The sequence below is a fragment of the Mucilaginibacter polytrichastri genome (assembly GCF_001911425.1).
GTDB classification, from domain to species: Bacteria; Bacteroidota; Bacteroidia; order Sphingobacteriales; family Sphingobacteriaceae; genus Mucilaginibacter; species Mucilaginibacter polytrichastri.
Genome location: NZ_MPPL01000001.1, coordinates 1,257,592 through 1,275,079 on the forward strand (window position 1 = coordinate 1,257,592; position 17,488 = coordinate 1,275,079).

Consider the following 17,488-nt stretch of genomic DNA (forward strand, 5'->3'; position numbering starts at 1 on the left):
TTCGGCTTCCCCTTATAATCCTGGCCAGGATGTATTTATGTGGCGTGGCCACTTGTCGTTTGTATTGAATAATGTTTACGGTTTAACCTAATGCCTATGAAGCTGATGGCAACGAAGCACAGGTTGAAAACAAGGTGTTGCGGCCATGTAAGATTTTTAATGACACCACCACAGCTACAGGGGACATAGGAAAAACCATTAAGCATGACCATTGCGGTGTAAAGGGTAAATAAACCGATCAGGAGTAGCGATCCAAAAAGGCCTGCTTCCCTTGTCTTGTTAAATAAAAGCGCAGCCACAATGGAAAGTTCAAGCGAAGGCACAACCCATATCAAAACCGGGGTTAGCTCATTAGGGAATGGCTGGTTATTCATATCGCTGGCAAAGCCCTCAAAGTCTAAAAATTTATTTATAGCAGTGTATAGAAATAAAAGGACTAACAGTGCTGTAATGATCTCTAAGATTATTTTTCTGTTTAGCATATTTTATCTTTTACATATTCATGTTTTATGTCGGTCTTAGCTTATCGGTTTATCCTTTAAAGTCGGCAAGAACTAATACTGTTTTGGATTTGGGGATTCTTAGATTATAGAAATAACCCGTTATCGCAACGTTGAGCAGGGCAAGATGTAAAAGTAAAAGCTGTTGCCAACCTGGCAGCTTACCCAATAGGTAGATACACGCGTAGGGGCGTTTTGAGGAAATGCTCCCTTTTAGCCATGACAACAAGCTTATATAACACGCAAATATTAATGTACTCATCAAAAAAGCATCGCGATAAACCGTTGACGGCGCACGAGTAAACAGGGCGGCTATTAGACAGCCGATGGCTCCTATCTCAAAGCTGATCGCAAAAGTCCCTAAAAGCATCACTACAGGTGCCCAATAATCCGGAGTGCTTAGGGGGATATCCGGTGGATCGCCTTCAAGTGTATAAAGGGTAGTTGGAGGTATATCCCTAATGAAGAACGTATAGATGAACTTGTCAATTAGGTCGTAGAGAAAGATGCCAGTCAAAAGAAAGGCTCCCGCCTGAATAATAAATTTTGATCGCATGTTTAACCAAAATAAAAATTAGATGGTAAACGCCGGGGTGTTAAGTATCTGGTTCTTATAAAGAAGCGCAGTAAGGTGTCGGTTGTAAATGTATATCAATTCACCAACAAGAAACAAGTGCAAAATTTCGAGTTTGTTTATAAGTACCTATAAATCAGTTAAAAGACAGTTCTTATCGTTTAAATGCGAAATATGCCTATGCTGTTGCATCAAAATTTGCGCGAAAGTGCCTTTTTTTTGCGTAAAAGTTGCAGCCAATTTTCTTTATTTTTTCAAAAGCGTCATTTTTCTTCCTGCGCTTTAGTAAAAGCCTGTAGGAAGCTTGTCAGGTATACTCTTCCAACGATTAATTTTTCATCGCCCAGAACTTTAAAAATTTCCTTATACTTTAATATTGGGACGAGGTGCAATATGTTTCTTGCTTTTGCTTTTCCATAACCATTGACAACCTGAAGGTTAATTATTACGCCTTTTGATATCCTGCAAAACCCTTCCTTAGATAGCCTTTTTTCCATGCTTGAAATAGTTTCATTGCGAATATATTTTTCGTTATCGTTAGTTATAATTATAGTTTTTCTTTCCGCGCTATAAACGCAAAGGATATTTGCTATAAATAATTGGATATGCGTACCCCTGTAATCTAAATTTAACACACTTTGATGCACTGCCGGCCTCTTAGTTTCTTCATAAGGTACTGGAAGTTCAGTTGCATCTGTTTCCCGGTTATCTTGTTTAGTATCCTTATCAGGGTTCGTTTCTCTTTTAAAGAAAAAAAAATAGCAGTTATAGTATATATTTAATAAAACCATAAAGCAAATGATATACATAAAATCCTCACCTAGAAAACCGTTATCGAGAATACTATATCCATTTGCACCAAAGTATATGGCCATACTTGTAAAATCAACTAAGAGTGGTAGTCCAAGGCTCAAAAGGATTTGCAACATCAAACGCATAAATGGTTCAGCCCGCCATCTGTAATGAGTATCAAGCCAGATAGTGGTATGATAAACAATATTGACCATAACAAGTGCAATAAAAAAACTGAAAAGTAGCACCCAATAAAAGCCGGGGGATATTAAAGCACTTAAGATTTCGTTCAGATGTCCGTATAATACGGAGTAAAGCGCCCCGCCTAAAGCCGCGAGAACACGCAGCTTCTTACTGCTGTAAGGAATGGGTTTCATAACAAATAAGGTTAGGCGTATAATTATTTTAGGTCGTACCTAAAGCACAAAACTTACCTTCTGGCTGTTTTATTCTAAAGGGTTAATCGATCAAAAGCCAAATAGTAGGTTACTTAAAATTTTGAAATTGGGAGCAGGGACAATTGTCCAGCCTTATCCCTGATTACTCCAGACCTAATCCCCGAAAAAGTATGATTATGATAACTATTTCGCAAGGCACATAGAGCGTTTTAAAATCCTTTTCCCATCCATCTATCTATAAGAAAAAAAATATTAGTAGCTGCTACATTAAACATACTTATAGGAAATAACAAAAAATACCTAAATCAAATCATCCGGCTCTAAGGTTCGTTCCGGCGGCTTGCGTGTCCATATTGCTGATTGGGCTTAACCACCAAGCGTTTTTCCTTCCAATTTTTCCTTCCTTTTGTATAGGACTGCCAATACCCTAGAGTGCAGCCAATAATAAATGTTCCAAACTGTTAATAGAATCGATACAAGTGGCAAATCAACCCAAAGAAAGCCGTTGCTCATTATATTCTTCCCCTGCACCGTAAAATAAACGTAAAATAACACCACATCGATAAACGCGGGCGCTACTATAGCAAGGCAGATCTGATAGCAAAGCCTTACGGCAAAATCTTCCCTCCACGGTGCTGAAACATCGAGCGACAGGCTAACCTTATGTGTGCAATGCACCAGGAATAAAGCGGCAAGAAAGCTTGCAACAAACGCTACATAAAATAAGGGTACTAATAAGGCTCCAAGAAGGTCAAAGGGTCGCCCGTTAAAAAGAATGATCAGGGTGCCTGTCAGCGCAGCCACGTACCGGAACCATTTGTTGGGATAGTTGATTATTTCCATGTGATTAAAATTTAAGGTGTTACGAACATGGAAATTACAAAACAGACGTATGTTCAACTTTTTTTAAGAACTGTTTAACGAAATTTTAACAGCCATATCGGTGGAACTTTCCGTTAAACGATAGTGATGCCAGATTCAAATAACAAACGGCCTGAGAGTAACTTTCTACATCCGTTAAATTATGTGGTTCCGATTATTCTGCCTGACCATATGGAAACAGGTTAATATCCCCCTTGTCATTTTCAGGCTCAATGGAATTCCAATTCTTACAAATCCAGTTTTCGATTTCCTTTCGGGTATTGATTCCTGGGTAGAGGTGTTTATTTAAGATGTACTCTACTTTTTCAAGGGTTTTTTTACTGCTCAGGTTGTGCGCCTTTGAAAATCCGTTAATGAAATTCAATACGTCATTACCATTCGATAATACAATAATATCATGATCCAGTTCTGTAGGGTCATAAATTGTCTGGATCGGCCATTGATAAACAAATTTCAAATCCTTTTTTGACATCTTCACCATCTTCCGACAAACATTAAATTTCAGGGCGAAAGTAAATCAGGAGGGTAGATATTTAACGGATGCTATTACCTGTTTTACCCTAACAGGTAGATTTACATAAAAAACGAGCCGTCATTACCAGTGACGGCCCGCTTCATGGTCACTTTACGCTTCCCAGACTCCGTAGTTTCTCATTAAGATCCACCAGGCCTGCTTTTTGCAGGGCTTCGTCAGCTACCGCTTTCAGCTCTTGTAAATCGGCATCCGGTACGTTTGCTAAAATGCCATCGTTTTCCCCACCTTTCTCTGACAGGCCACGCTCAATGATACCATTAAGAAGCAATACATTCTTTCGCGAGATCTTCAAATCAATCTTCACCATCTCATTCATGCCAGGGATACTCATGATGGTATCAAATACCTGGGCCGCTACATTTGTCGTTGCCATAATCTTCACTCCTTAGTTAAACAATAAATTACCCTACAAAAATAATCCTTGCACCAATACGCACCCTGTTCGAAATCCGACTACGATGGGTAATATCCATCCCACCGCTTTACTTTTGCTTCAGTGAACTGAATATGAAATTGAAAATGTGAGGTTATGGAATTCAGCGAAAACAAGCTTACGATAGCGCAGGCCAAGGCAATAGACATGGTAAACATCCTGTCTAAAATCGGCATTGAACCGGTAAAGGTTCGCAACAATGACTATTGGTACCACTCACCATTGCGTGATGAAAAAACACCTTCTTTTAAGGTTAGCCGAAGGATCAATCGTTGGTACGACCACGGCATCGGCAAAGGCGGTAACCTGGTCGATTTTGCGGTGTTGTTTTGGGGATGCAGCATATCAGAAGCCCTCCAAAAATTAGCGGGTAATTTTTCCCTTCAACAGCACCCGGCCCGGCCTTTAAAAATTGCTTGGGAAGAGAAAACGCAAATAAAAATCTCAGGGGAGTTTTTCCTCTCTTCACATGCCTTGTTCAGCTACCTTGAAGGGCGCTGCATCAGCGCAGAAATAGCATCAAAATTTTGCCGGGAAGTACGATATGAATTAGGGGGCAAAACATGGTATGGCATCGGCTTTAAAAACGACCTTGGCGGCTACGAGATTCGTAATGCTTTCCAGAAGCTCAGCAGTTCCCCAAAAGGCATTACCACCATTAAAAACGGCAGTGACTCAGTTGCGGTTTTCGAGGGCTTTTTTGACTTCCTTTCTTTTATGGTTATTACCGATGATGCTGGCTTCAGGAGTACCGATTTTATCATCCTGAACTCACTGGCCTTCCTTGAAAGTACCCATGCCATTTTAAACGGCTATAAAGATGTACACCTTTTCCTTGATAACGATACTGCCGGCAAAGCGGCTACCGAGCTTGCCCTTTCCCTATGCAATCACTACCATGATGAAAGCAAACGCTATGATGTTTATACCGACCTGAACGACTGGTTGGTTAATGCTCCAAAGCAATCAGGGGCTAAAATTCCTGCAGACAGCATTATGCTTGAAAAACCTCCAAATCCAACAGGCTGCTAAAAATAAAGCAAAACGGCTGGAATGTTAAAACAGCTTTTAGGGTTTTCCTGAAAGCAGGTTGAGTTTGCCCGTTCCAGCAAACGGCCAGATAAACGGTTGTCGTACAACCGGATCTGGCCGCCCTATACTCCGAAGTCGTGGGCGGGGTTTGCTATAATGATAAAATGAGTTTGAAACGTGATAAATGATGATGTGATGGAAAATGAAAGTTCAAACAGGACAAGGCGTGTAATCTTCAGGCTGACGCCGGAAGAGTACGCAAAGATCGAACGCAAAGCCAAGGCTTCAACCTGTAATAAGCTAAGTGATTACTTAAGGCACTGCCTCTTTGAGAAGCCGGTAGTAACGGTCTACCGTAATGGCTCCGCCGATGATTTCATAACAGAAACCGGGAGGCTCTGCTCTGAGCTGAATGCCATTGGCAACAATTTTAACCAGGTGGTCAAACGCCTGCACACACTCCCGCAGGCAGTAGAATTTAAAGGATGGCTCATGACTTTTGAAATTGAAAAGCGCACCCTATTCAATAAGATTGAGGAGATAAAAAACCACATCCAAAAGGTCTCTGAATCATGGTTGCGGTAATTAAGGCAGGCAAGTCCATACACCGGGTTTTTAATTACAATGAGAACAAGGTAAAGGAAGGTGTGGCAGAAATTATCGGGGCAAAAAATTACCCTTTTGACCCCGATAAAATGACGGTGCCTATGCGCCTTAACAGGCTGCTGAGGCAGATGGAATTACGGCCCCATGTGCAGGTAAACAGCGTACACATATCGCTCAATTTTTCCCCTTCGGAAAACCATCTTGACAATGAAAAACTAATGGAAATTACAAATGCTTATATGGAAAAATTAGGGTTCGGCAAGCAGCCTTTTTTAGTATACCGGCACCACGATGCCGGGCATCCGCATTGCCATGTTGTAACCACTAATATAACCTCCGATGGTGGGCGCATCGACCTGCACCATTTGGCTGCAAAAAAGTCTGAGCAGGCCCGTAAGGAAACCGAAAAATCTTTTGGCCTGGTTGCCGCTGAAGGGAGGCAGGACAGCCCACAATATGAATTGCAGCCTATCGCGATGGGTAAAGTAAAATACGGCCGCATCCAATCCAAAAAGGCCATTACCACGGTGCTGGATGGGGTGCTGCCAAATTACAGGTTTACCAGCCTACCGGAACTAAATGCAGTACTGCGCCAATACAATGTCCTTGCCGACCGGGGCAGTGAAAATTCCCGCATATTTAAAGCAAACGGATTGGTCTACCGCATACTTGACGACCAGGGCAACCCCGTCGGTGTGCCCATTAAGGCCAGTGATTTTTACAGCCGCCCAACACTAAAGTATCTGGAAAGTAAGTATGGCAACAATGAGGTAAAACGTATGCCTTACAAAGGGCGGGCTAAGAATGCTATCGATATGGCTTTACTTGGCGGAAAGGCAACATTGCGGGATTTAGTCAGGGCTTTGGAAAAACAGGGTATCCATGTTGCCTTGCGGCAAAACGATACCGGCATTATCTATGGTATCACCTATGTAGACCATACCACCAAATGCATCTTTAACGGCAGCGCACTTGGAAAGCAATACAGTGCCAAAGCCATCCAGGAACGCTGCCAACATGCTCTGAAACCGGGGCAGCATTTGGCGGGCAATGCAGCCCAGAAGCAAACGGGGTTACAGCCACAGGCTGGCGCTACTGCGGCAGAAACCAAGGACAAAACAATTCCTTTAGTTGGAGGCAATGTATTGGAAGCCTTATTACAGCCTGAATTTACATCCGATTACCTGCCGCACCAATTAAGAGGCAACAAGAAAAGAAGGAAAAAAGGGAAGTCAAATAATAATAACCAGTAAAATTTAAAGCCATGGCTATGCAAACAGGGGAAAACGAACAGGCGCTACGGAAAATATTAGATATGACCCGCCTGATAAGCATTGTGATCTTAGTGATCCACTGCTATTATTTTTGTTATGCCGCGTTCCACCAGTGGGGACTGAGCAGCACCTTTAGCGACCGCCTGTTAGGTAACGTCTACAGGACGGGCATGCTCTCTAATTTTTTTAAGTCGAAATTGATAGCCCTGGGCTTTTTAGCAATCTCATTATTGGGTGCCAAAGGCCGCAAGGATGAAAAGCTGAACCATAAAACTGCATTTGCTTATGCCATTACAGGGCTGCTCTTATATTTTGCCAGTTACCTTGCCCTGAAGCTTTCCTTTGAAGTAAGTTACCTTGCCATAATCTATATGGGCATCACCGGCATTGGTTACCTACTGGTGCTTACCGGCGGTACCTTGCTGTCCCGTATTATTAAGGACAGGCTCAACAATAAGGATATTTTTAATAAGGAGAACGAGACCTTCCCGCAGGAGGAGCGCCTTTTGGAAAATGAATATTCAATTAACCTTCCCACACGATATTATCTAAAAGATAAGGTGCGGAAAAGCTGGATTAATATTATCAACCCGTTCCGTTCAATTATGGTTTTGGGTACCCCCGGTTCAGGTAAGTCCTACTTTGTAATACGGCACATCATTACCCAGCACATCCGCAAGGGCTTTACCATGTTCGTGTATGATTTTAAGTTCGACGACCTATCAAAAATTGCCTACAATACCTGGCTACATAATAAAGATAAGTATAAAAAAGCGCCGGCCTTTTATGTCATCAATTTTGATGACCTCTCACGTACCCACCGCTGCAACCCGTTGGAGCCGTCGGCCATGACTGATATTACCGACGCGGCGGAATCGGCACGTACCATACTAATGGGGCTTAACCGCGAGTGGATCAAGAAGCAAGGCGACTTTTTTGTCGAATCGCCCATTAATTTTTTAACTGCTATAATATGGTACCTGAAGAAATATAAGGACGGCGAGTTTTGCACGCTGCCCCATGTGATAGAGCTGATGCAGGCCGACTACGATAGCCTCTTTACGTTGCTTCGCACGGAGAAAGAAATAGAGGTGCTGATAAACCCTTTTGTCAATGCATACCTGTCAGATGTCATGGAGCAATTGGAGGGGCAAATAGCATCTGCTAAGGTCGCTATGGCCAGACTTTCTTCGCCGCAATTATATTATGTGCTCTCCGGCAATGACTTTACATTGGATATTAACAACCCCGATGAACCAAAGATTGTTTGTATGGGCAACAACCCGCAGAAGATACAAATATACGGCGCTGTATTGTCCTTATATGTAACCCGCCTGGTAAAGCAGGTTAACAAAAAAGGAAAACTCAAAAGCAGCCTGGTATTTGACGAGTTCCCCACCATATACCTTAATAATATGGATAGCCTGATCGCTACGGCAAGAAGTAATAAAGTCTCTACCTGTTTGGGTATCCAGGATTTCAGCCAGCTTCGTAAAGACTACGGGCGGGAACAGGCTGATGTGATCATGAACATTACCGGTAATATTGTGGCCGGACAGGTAACGGGCGATACCGCTAAGCAATTATCGGAGCGCTTCGGCAAGATCATGCAGGACCGGGAAAGCTTGTCCATCAACAGCGGTGATACCTCTATCAGCCGGTCCAAACAACTCGAATCCGCGATACCGCCATCTAAAATATCGGCGCTGAGTTCCGGCGAATTCGTTGGCATGGTGGCAGACGACCCCGATAATAAAATCGAACTAAAATCTTTTCATTGTGAAATATTGAACGACCACGAAGCCCTCAAAAAAGAACAGGAAAATTATAAGGATATCGAAGTGATCCGTAAGATTGATAACACGATGGTACAACGGAATTACCTGCAAATAAAACAGGATATTGAGGATATCATCCGCTTTGAGATGGAACATTTGCTAAATGATCCTGGCAAGGCACATCTGGTAATTAAAAAAGGTAAATAACGTGTACTTTTAAGAATATTATTTAATGATTGTTAGATATGGCAGTTTGTTAGATTTCCAAAGTTGTAATTCTTTTTCAGTCAGAGGATTGACCGAGACTATCTCATACGCTTTATCTACTGTACCATCGTCGTTAACTCCTAACTTACCTTTTTTGATGGGAAACTTTCTCAATCGCATCCGAACTATATCATTTTTCATAACTTCTGAAGGGAATAGTTCAAGATAGGATTGTAGCTTAAAGCACTTTGCAACCCTATGAATTGCCCTTATATTATATTTAACCCTTGATTTAAGATTCTCAACACTGCTGACATAACTTTCTCCAAGTTCCATTTCCTGGGACAGCTTAAGCATTGACAAATAAGGTTGATGCCTTATTCTCATTTCTCTTACTTTTTCAATTAAAAAGTAATCAAGTTCGAGTATAATTATCTCAAATAGTTCTTCTTTCATTAAGTTTAAAAGAGATGAAAGAACGTTTATCTCAATGTCAAAAACACACATACATATATGTTTATTTTTGACAAATATGACGTTTTGCAAATCAATGATTATTAACAGCAAGAGATGGAAATGTTGATGGAAAAAATTAAAATTTTATGCAATCAGCAAAAAATCAAATTAAATCAATGGTTAATTTGTGAATAAATAGCCGAAATCTGCTGAAATATAAATTTTACTCAATCTTGAAATTTAATAGTTATAGCCTGAAAAATCCCCACTAATGGGTATTTTTAATTTAACTGCAAGATATATCTTGTCACTCAGAATCAAGCCCTGATCTATAGCCATTAAGTTAAGCAACTGCCCCAGCGGTCAGGCTATGTATCAGCGCTTAAAAAACCAATTTTTTATGAAGACACTATTACGTAAGGCAACCGCATTGGCCGTGCTTTGTTGTGGAAGTATGTGTGCCCAGGACATCCTTTGGGAACGCTCCTACGGCGGTAAGCAAGCTGAATACTTACTCGATGCGCAACCCACAGCTGATTATGGGTTTATCCTTGCCGGGGCATCGCTTTCAGTTAAAGGAGGCAACAAGGAAGAAAGCAATGTAAGCGACCTTGATTACTGGGTTTGGAAAATGAATGAGAAAGGCGAAGCCGAATGGCAGAAGAACTTTGGAGGATCAGGTCCGGATATGCTGTATTCCATCAAAAACACGAATGACGGCGGCTTTATCCTTGCCGGTACATCCGAATCAAATAAGGGCTTTAATAAGATCGATGCCGCATTGGGCAAAGAAGATATCTGGGTTGTAAAACTCAACGCCAAAGGCGGCGAGGAATGGCAAAAGACCATTGGCGGCCCAGGCCAGGATTTGGTTAAATCAATATCGCAAACTACCGATGGCGGCTATATCATAGGCGGTTCCTCGGCATCCCCGCAAAGCCTTAAGGTAAAGAAAGGGCTGGACGACCCTTACGGAAAATCGGAAACCTGCCGTGGCGGGTTGGACTACTGGGTCATAAAACTCGACAATAAAGGCAAAATAGCGTGGCAACGCACCATGGGCGGCCAGTATAATGATGTGCTGGAAAGCATTGTTCAGACAAATGACGGCGGCTACATTATGGGTGGGTATTCCAACTCTCCTGCATCCATAGATAAATCACTGGATAATTACGGTGCCGGTGATTACTGGGTGGTAAAAGTTGACAAAGACGGCGCAACCGAATGGGAAAAACTGTATGGCGGTGAAGAAGACGACCACCTCTACTGCATTGCCCAGGCCAAAGACGGCGGGTACATACTCGGCGGAAGCTCTGCCTCGGCAACTACGGGCAACAAATCAAAAACCAATAAAAAAGGCGCTGACTTCTGGGTGCTCAAAATCGATGTAAAAGGCGGCATCCTCTGGCAGGAAACCTACAACACCGGCAATGTGGATGTGCTTACCTCACTGGTAGAAAACAGCGATGGCACAATGCTGATAGGTGGTTATGCCCAAAGTGAGGTAATAGGCCAGGAACGCAAAAAAGACAAGAAAGACATTAACGATTATATCGCGATAAAAATAGCTGCCGAGGGCGAAGAGCTCTGGAAACAAACTGTGGGCAGCAATGGCGAAGACCTGCTTAAGAAACTGGTGGAGACCCGCGATGGCGGTTACATTTTGGCCGGTACCAGTAAAGGCACTATATCCCGTGATAAGAACAGCGCCAGGGGGAGTAATGACTTTTGGGTGGTCAAGCTGAAGGACAAAGACAAGAAGAAGAAAAAAGAAGAAAAGCGCACCTTGCTTGAAGCCATCCCTAACCCTGCGGGTGAGTTTACTAACATTATTGTCGGTTTTGACTTTAGCGGTGGGACGGCAGCCGTATATGACTTATCCGGTAGATTATTACAGCAGTTTGAAGTAAGCAGCCGCACCATACCCCTTGATATGAGCCAGTACCCCGAAGGGGTGTATATCGTAGAAGTGAAGACCGACAAAGGCACCGACTCAGTTAAAGTAATCAGGAATAGGAATTAATAAATACAGGAATAATGAAGTTTAATATACATATAAAAATACTGGTGACCGTCTTCGCCTTTATAATCTTAAGCCAAAATACTATGGCACAAGATCCGGCTTACACAAATGAATTTGTACAAAAAATTATACCTCCTTCACCGTCAGCAGGGACAATGTCTACTTACGGTAATCTTCCTTTGAATGGAAGTTCGGGAGGGTTTAATTACAGCATACCGCTTTACGATATAAAATGCGGAGATATTTCGCTCCCAATTTCAGCTAATTATTATAGCACCGGGGTATCGGTTGATGCATTGGCTGGCCTCGTGGGCATGGATTGGAATTTAAGTGCCGGGGGAACTATATCCCGTGTAGTTAAGGATTTTCCAGATGAGTTAAGTAATAACAGGTGGTATCCTACTTCACCTGACTGGGCTAACAGTTCAGACGAAGTTATGATGAAGAACCTTGCCAGAGAATCTGGTTTTGATGGGGAGCAGGACTGGTTTTCTTTTAATGTAAATGGACTGTCGGGTTCATTCTATTTTGATGCGAATCTTAACATACATCTTTCCAGTGATTCAGATGTTACAATTTCCTATACTCCTATTCCAGCTAGTAACCCGATCAGGATGAAGTTTACTATAAAAGATGATAGGGGATTCAGGTATGTTTTCGGGGGAAGCGATGCATATATTGAGAATAACACCCCTCTTAATGGTTGTTCTGTTGAAACTTACACGTCTTATGATTCAGCTTGGTTTTTAAAAGAAATTGTATCGCCAACTAACAATGTTATATCGTTTACCTATGCAGCGAATAACTTTACATACAAAACCAGTAATACATTTACAACAACATTCGTAGGGGCATGCCCGAGTCCTAATAACACGGCAAATTTAGCACCTTCAACAAATAATTGCGTCAACACAAGTGCGATGCTATCTAAAGTAATATCAACAATTTCATTCAAAAGCAATAGTATAACATTTGATTATAATACTAACAGGCTTGATGGCGGTGGGAAATCACTAAAAGAAATTAAAGTCCTGGCTGGAACACAACTTATCAGGGATATTAATTTTACATACTATACTTACGGAACTGCATCAGGCTCACCTTTGCTCAACGATTCTTCATTATATTACAGAACTTTCCTTAAAGATATAGAAATTAAGGGTAATGCATCATCCACAGAGCCTGAAAAATATTCTTTCGAGTATTACAATGCAGATCAATTGCCGGTTCGCCTGGGATATAATAAGGATAAATATGGTTTCTATAATGGAACTAACAATTCGGTTGCGTTCAGTAGTTCGCTACAAACCTCTCCGATTGCATCATATCTTGGTAATGTAGCAGCAACGGCAAATACTGATGTCGATGCTTCTTATGTTTATTATGGTATTCTAAAAAAGATTACGTATCCTACTAAAGGATATACAGAAGTAACTTACGAAGGTAATTCCGACACCAAAACAATTCAGGTCACAACACCTGCATCAACATATACCTTCAACCTCAATAAATCGTATTGTGCAGGTGCAGATTTGACACTGAGTAAGACTTGGACGTCTGATGGTACCGCTATAAAAATATCAGGAAACACCATGAGTAACGGAAATACCGGATGTACTACCGGCAATTATACCGTTGAAATAAAAAAAGATAATACGTTAATTGCCACTCTAACCTCACCTTATGGGACGGCTTTTACTACGAATACGAGTGCGACATGTACAAATTCCTTTAATAATTATGCACCTATATGTACGGTTGCAGGAAGTACCTACACGGTAACGGTGAAGTTGTCAGGTGGTACGGCTGCTGCCAATTTTGTGTTGGATTATCTTCAACCTACGGTTACAAATGTTGAACAAGTCTTTTATGGCCCGGGAGCCCGTATCAAAAGCGTTTTGGATATGAGCGAAGGAAAAACATATAATAAGAAATTGTTCTATTACAATAAATTAGCCAACATTCAATCCGCTAACACTACACTCCAACATTTTTATGAACCTAAATTCTATAAGCAAATTTCAAATTTAATTTCAGATTGTCCTGGAGGAAGCGGTAATACTCCCATAACCAATACTTTTTATGACGCGGTAAAATTTTCAATAACTTCAGCTTCGTCTTACACGCTAAGCAGGCAGGGTGTTTGTTACGAATCAATAACAGAGTTGTGGGAAAAAGATGGCATAATAGATGGCGCTGTAGAACGCGTATTCTTATCAAGCCCCGATTCGCCAGGCCAAGTCTTGGGAGGACAAGATATATACGATTCACCCGCATCTAATGCTTCGGATTTAACAAGAGATAAGATTAATGAAGAAACTACATATGATAAAGCCAATAATCCAAAAACAAAAAAAACCTATCATTACAGCACTCTGGCATCAGGCTATCAGACAAGTACAATTGTACGGAAGAACTTTATCATGCCGGGAGAACCGGACTGGGGAGGCGCTGGTAACTTAGCTACTGTTTATGCGGCATTTAGTAATTATTCCGTTTTTTTATATAAAAATTACTATGGGGTCATCAAGTTAGACACCATAACTGAACAAGAGTTTTATTCAAGCAATTATGTACAGAAACTGACCATAAAAAATTATGGCACCCAGCCACATTACCAATTGCAATCAGAATCTACAACTAATTCACTTGGGGAATCTATCCAGACAACTTATAAATACCCTAATGACCTTATTGGTATCGAGCAAAGCCCCTACATGCAAACACTTACAGACTCCCTCAGAATTGCGGAGCCTGTTAAGATTTGTACGTATAATTCGGGATCAAAATTGATAGAAAAACATATAAAATATTCAAATTCATCGGCAACGTCTAATATTATTTTGCCTATCGAGGTCCATACAAGAAAAGGCCCGGGTGATATTGTTATAACAAGTGTAGCAGACCGAAAATTGCAAATAACTAAATACGACGCGTATGGTAATATACTAGAGTATAAAAAGGAAAATGATATCCCGGTAAGCATTATCTGGGGCTATAATAATCAATATCCTATTCTAAAAGCGGAAAATGTATTATATAGCCAGCTGTCTTCTTATGTCTCGTCGCTACAATCAGCGAGTAATGGCGGTACACTTGACACAACTTCTTTCGCAACTGTAAAGGCAGCGTTACCCAATGCTATGATAACAGTTATGACTTACAGCCCATTACTTGGAGCCTCAACGATTACAGACCCAATCGGTAATACCCTGAAATATACATATAACAGCGAAGGCAAACTGTTATTCGTCAAGGACAAATATGACAATATCTTAACTGAGAATCAATATCATTTCAGACTTAATTAACCACTGACCACATGAAAAAAATATTATATCTGTTCGTTTTAATGCCTTTTCTAATAAAGGCACAAACAACTAGCCAGAATTTCATAAAAACAATTACGTATAGAGATTCTACAACAAACAGTGCAGCCACGGCCCGCGCCGATGTAACTTATTTTGACGGCTTGGGAAGGCCATCTGAAAAAAATCAAGGTAAGATGAGTGCAACCGGAACTGACATTATTACTCACATAGAGTATGACGCTTTAGGTCTCCAGCCAAAAGATTACCTGCCCTATCCATCGCAGACCTCAAGTTTAGAGTATAATGGGTTGTTGCAAGCCACGATAGATTATTATGCTGATCCTACAAAAGTACAAGATACAGCGGTTAATCCTTATACAGAACGCTTTTATGAGAATTCGCCGCTCAACCGGGTTTTAAAACAGGGTTCTCCTGGCGCGGCATGGAAAGGCCATACAGGTGCCAACAACAATGACCACACAGTGAAGTTCTCATATGACACCAATGCCGCTAACGAAGTAAAAAAAATTAGCGCAAATGCCGATACAGCAAACGATTACATCCCTTCTTTTGTAAATTCTGGAGCATATTACCCGATAGGTGAACTTCGTAAAACCGTTACTAAAGATGAAAACTGGACATCTGGTACTGCCAATACTACCGAGGAGTTTAAGAATAAGGATGGCCAGGTTGTGCTAAAACGAACCTATGATGGTACAAGTGCTTATGACACTTTTTATGTATACGACCAATTTGGGAACCTTTCCTACGTGCTGCCTCCGCTAATGAACGGGAGTAATACCTATATCGATAATTTGGGCTACCAATATAAATATGATAACCGAAACCGCAAAATAGAAAAAAAGCTACCGGGTAAGCAATGGGAGTTTACGGTATACGACCCGCTGGACAGAGCCGTTTTAAACGGTCCGACACTAACGCCGTGGGGTGGATCTACCAGCGTATCTGCAGACATGGGATGGCTAATGACAATATATGATGTTTTTGGCCGTGTGGCAATGACAGGATGGTATTCTGCGACGGCTACCTCTGCAACTAGAAAATCCACTCAAACCACCACTACGACAGTTGTAACCGCAGTTAGGGGCAGTGGAACTATTGGGGGCATTAGTGGAGTAGGTTATAACAGTATACCCGGCCTACCAGCAGGTTTTAAATTACTTACGGTAAATTACTATGACGATTATACGTGGCCGGGTGCCCCGTCGACCTTTGATCCTGTTGAGACCCAGAAAATACGCAGCAAAGCAAAAGGCCTTATTACCGGCTCGTGGGTACGGGTACTTGATGCAGTAGCAAATACGGCTGGAGACCTTAGCTATATCTTATATGACAACAAAAGCAGGCCAGTGCGCAACAGGACAGCAAATTACCTTGGCGGATATACACAAGTAGATACAAAACTTGATTTTGACGGCACTACTGTATATACTAAAACCACACATAAGCGTGTAGCGGCCGATACCGAACTTTTAATAACTGAGAATTTCACCTACTCTGCCCAGGACAGGTTACTGACACATACCCACCAAATAAACAACCTTACAGCGCAAACTCTAACTAATAACACTTATAATGCGTTAGGGCAGCTGATAAGTAAAAAAGTGGGGAATGGCACTTTGCTTCCTGGATATCAAACAGTTGATTTTAAGTATAATATAAGAAGCTGGCTGACTGACATCAATAATATTGACAACCTTGGTGGCGACCTTTTTGCCTTTAAGATTGCATATAATAATGTTACCGATCCTATTACCGGCTATGTTCCGTTATTCAACGGTAATATCTCGGAGACATACTGGAGGACTGCCAGCGATGATACAAAGAGGAAATACAGTTACCAGTACGATAGCGTGAATAGATTGAGATATTCTTACTACCAGAAACCTGGGGCGACACCGTCACTTACGGGCAGCTATAATGAAAACATCCGTTATGATAAAAATGGTAACATAACCGGTCTCAGCCGTAACGGGGCGGTAGATGACCCTAATGTACCCGTGCTGATTGATGACCTTATTTATACTTATCCTACAGGCAGTAACCAGCTTACCAAAGTCGTAGACAACAGTAACAGCCCGCAGGGTTTCAAGGACATAAATACCTCAAACAATATCGAGTATACTTATGATGCAAAAGGTAATATGCTCAGGGATTATAATAAGGGTATTACAACCGACATCAAATACAACCACCTAAACTTACCGACAGAGGTGAGCATTGGTTCCAACAAAATTGTATACCTTTACGATGCTGCTGGAACGAAGCTTAAAAAGACGGTAACCGAGGTAGTATCTGGTACTACAACTACCGTGTATGTTGACTATCTTGATAGTTTTCAGTATAAAGGCGGAGTGCTGCAGTTTTTCCCAACTGCCGAAGGATATGTCGATAACACGGTTGTAAGCGGGGTAAACAACTATAACTATGTATTTCAGTACAAAGACCACTTGGGTAGCGTGCGCTTAAGTTATGGCTTTCAGAACCCTAAAAATGGTATACCGGGCGTTGCTATAAAAGAGGAGAACCATTATTACCCATCTGGCTTAAAGCATCTTAACTATAATATGGATTACCTGGAATACCAGGAAATAGAAGGTGATATTGTGCTGTACCCGCCTGTGATCGCAACGGGAAAGCTGCTGAATAATTATAAGTTTTTAGGA

Annotated in this window: 14 protein-coding genes; 7 read left to right on the forward strand and 7 right to left on the reverse strand. The window is 41.5% G+C overall.

Annotated features, from left to right (window positions below):
* Window positions 1-35 precede the first annotated feature (35 nt).
* The 6 genes from RG47T_RS05575 to RG47T_RS05600 form a co-directional block, all read right to left on the reverse strand.
* Window positions 36-482, reverse strand: coding sequence for a MauE/DoxX family redox-associated membrane protein (locus tag RG47T_RS05575; protein ID WP_074488504.1), 447 nt, complete (start codon window positions 480-482; stop codon window positions 36-38).
* Between the two features lie 49 nt (window positions 483-531).
* Entirely contained in the window at window positions 532-1,056 is a 525-nt protein-coding gene (locus tag RG47T_RS05580) for a protein kinase family protein (RefSeq protein WP_074488505.1), read from the reverse strand.
* Between the two features lie 281 nt (window positions 1,057-1,337).
* On the reverse strand, window positions 1,338-2,243 hold the full coding sequence (locus RG47T_RS05585) for a LytTR family DNA-binding domain-containing protein (protein WP_074488506.1): 906 nt from the start codon (window positions 2,241-2,243) through the stop codon (window positions 1,338-1,340).
* A gap of 387 nt (window positions 2,244-2,630) precedes the next feature.
* Window positions 2,631-3,107, reverse strand: coding sequence for a hypothetical protein (locus tag RG47T_RS05590; protein ID WP_074488507.1), 477 nt, complete (start codon window positions 3,105-3,107; stop codon window positions 2,631-2,633).
* Between the two features lie 193 nt (window positions 3,108-3,300).
* Window positions 3,301-3,618: a hypothetical protein gene (locus RG47T_RS05595; protein ID WP_074488508.1), complete on the reverse strand. Its 318-nt coding sequence runs from the start codon at window positions 3,616-3,618 to the stop codon at window positions 3,301-3,303.
* A gap of 148 nt (window positions 3,619-3,766) precedes the next feature.
* Window positions 3,767-4,054, reverse strand: coding sequence for a hypothetical protein (locus RG47T_RS05600; protein ID WP_074488509.1), 288 nt, complete (start codon window positions 4,052-4,054; stop codon window positions 3,767-3,769).
* A gap of 156 nt (window positions 4,055-4,210) precedes the next feature.
* Between RG47T_RS05600 and RG47T_RS05605 the strand changes: the two genes are divergently transcribed.
* From RG47T_RS05605 to mobC, 4 genes are all read left to right on the forward strand, one after another.
* Entirely contained in the window at window positions 4,211-5,146 is a 936-nt protein-coding gene (locus RG47T_RS05605) for a DUF8464 domain-containing protein (RefSeq protein ID WP_074488510.1), read from the forward strand.
* Between the two features lie 195 nt (window positions 5,147-5,341).
* A complete protein-coding gene (locus RG47T_RS05610) occupies window positions 5,342-5,731 on the forward strand; it encodes a plasmid mobilization protein (RefSeq protein WP_074488511.1) in 390 nt (129 codons plus the stop codon).
* The gene (locus RG47T_RS05615) at window positions 5,719-7,005 is read left to right on the forward strand and encodes a relaxase/mobilization nuclease domain-containing protein (protein ID WP_074488512.1); all 1,287 of its coding nucleotides are present in this window, start codon (window positions 5,719-5,721) and stop codon (window positions 7,003-7,005) included. The genes RG47T_RS05610 and RG47T_RS05615 overlap by 13 nt, the downstream gene beginning before the upstream one ends.
* Window positions 7,006-7,022: 17 nt before the next feature.
* Window positions 7,023-9,011, forward strand: coding sequence for a conjugal transfer protein MobC (mobC, locus tag RG47T_RS05620; protein WP_074493167.1), 1,989 nt, complete (start codon window positions 7,023-7,025; stop codon window positions 9,009-9,011).
* A gap of 18 nt (window positions 9,012-9,029) precedes the next feature.
* Here the strand turns inward: mobC and RG47T_RS05625 are convergent, their stop codons facing one another.
* The gene (locus RG47T_RS05625; protein ID WP_139235653.1) at window positions 9,030-9,467 is read right to left on the reverse strand and encodes a hypothetical protein; all 438 of its coding nucleotides are present in this window, start codon (window positions 9,465-9,467) and stop codon (window positions 9,030-9,032) included.
* A 400-nt stretch (window positions 9,468-9,867) separates the two neighbouring features.
* Between RG47T_RS05625 and RG47T_RS05630 the strand changes: the two genes are divergently transcribed.
* From RG47T_RS05630 to RG47T_RS05640, 3 genes are all read left to right on the forward strand, one after another.
* Window positions 9,868-11,490 carry a T9SS type A sorting domain-containing protein gene (locus tag RG47T_RS05630; RefSeq protein ID WP_074493169.1) on the forward strand — a complete coding sequence of 541 codons (1,623 nt, stop codon included), beginning with the start codon at window positions 9,868-9,870 and terminating at the stop codon, window positions 11,488-11,490.
* Window positions 11,491-11,573: 83 nt separating this feature from the next.
* Complete coding sequence (locus RG47T_RS05635; protein ID WP_083627307.1) at window positions 11,574-14,801, forward strand: hypothetical protein; 3,228 nt, start codon at window positions 11,574-11,576, stop codon at window positions 14,799-14,801.
* Between the two features lie 11 nt (window positions 14,802-14,812).
* Window positions 14,813-17,488, forward strand: a 2,676-nt coding sequence (locus RG47T_RS05640; protein ID WP_216351008.1) for a DUF6443 domain-containing protein, incomplete at its 3' end; no start/stop codon positions are given.

Coding starts and splice junctions, on each gene's coding strand:
- RG47T_RS05575 (WP_074488504.1), bottom strand. CDS start 482: ATGCTAAACAGAAAAATAATCTTAGAGATCATTACAGCACTGTTAGTC.
- RG47T_RS05580 (WP_074488505.1), bottom strand. CDS start 1,056: ATGCGATCAAAATTTATTATTCAGGCGGGAGCCTTTCTTTTGACTGGC.
- RG47T_RS05585 (WP_074488506.1), bottom strand. CDS start 2,243: ATGAAACCCATTCCTTACAGCAGTAAGAAGCTGCGTGTTCTCGCGGCT.
- RG47T_RS05590 (WP_074488507.1), bottom strand. CDS start 3,107: ATGGAAATAATCAACTATCCCAACAAATGGTTCCGGTACGTGGCTGCG.
- RG47T_RS05595 (WP_074488508.1), bottom strand. CDS start 3,618: ATGTCAAAAAAGGATTTGAAATTTGTTTATCAATGGCCGATCCAGACA.
- RG47T_RS05600 (WP_074488509.1), bottom strand. CDS start 4,054: ATGGCAACGACAAATGTAGCGGCCCAGGTATTTGATACCATCATGAGT.
- RG47T_RS05605 (WP_074488510.1), top strand. CDS start 4,211: ATGGAATTCAGCGAAAACAAGCTTACGATAGCGCAGGCCAAGGCAATA.
- RG47T_RS05610 (WP_074488511.1), top strand. CDS start 5,342: ATGGAAAATGAAAGTTCAAACAGGACAAGGCGTGTAATCTTCAGGCTG.
- RG47T_RS05615 (WP_074488512.1), top strand. CDS start 5,719: ATGGTTGCGGTAATTAAGGCAGGCAAGTCCATACACCGGGTTTTTAAT.
- mobC (WP_074493167.1), top strand. CDS start 7,023: ATGCAAACAGGGGAAAACGAACAGGCGCTACGGAAAATATTAGATATG.
- RG47T_RS05625 (WP_139235653.1), bottom strand. CDS start 9,467: ATGAAAGAAGAACTATTTGAGATAATTATACTCGAACTTGATTACTTT.
- RG47T_RS05630 (WP_074493169.1), top strand. CDS start 9,868: ATGAAGACACTATTACGTAAGGCAACCGCATTGGCCGTGCTTTGTTGT.
- RG47T_RS05635 (WP_083627307.1), top strand. CDS start 11,574: ATGGCACAAGATCCGGCTTACACAAATGAATTTGTACAAAAAATTATA.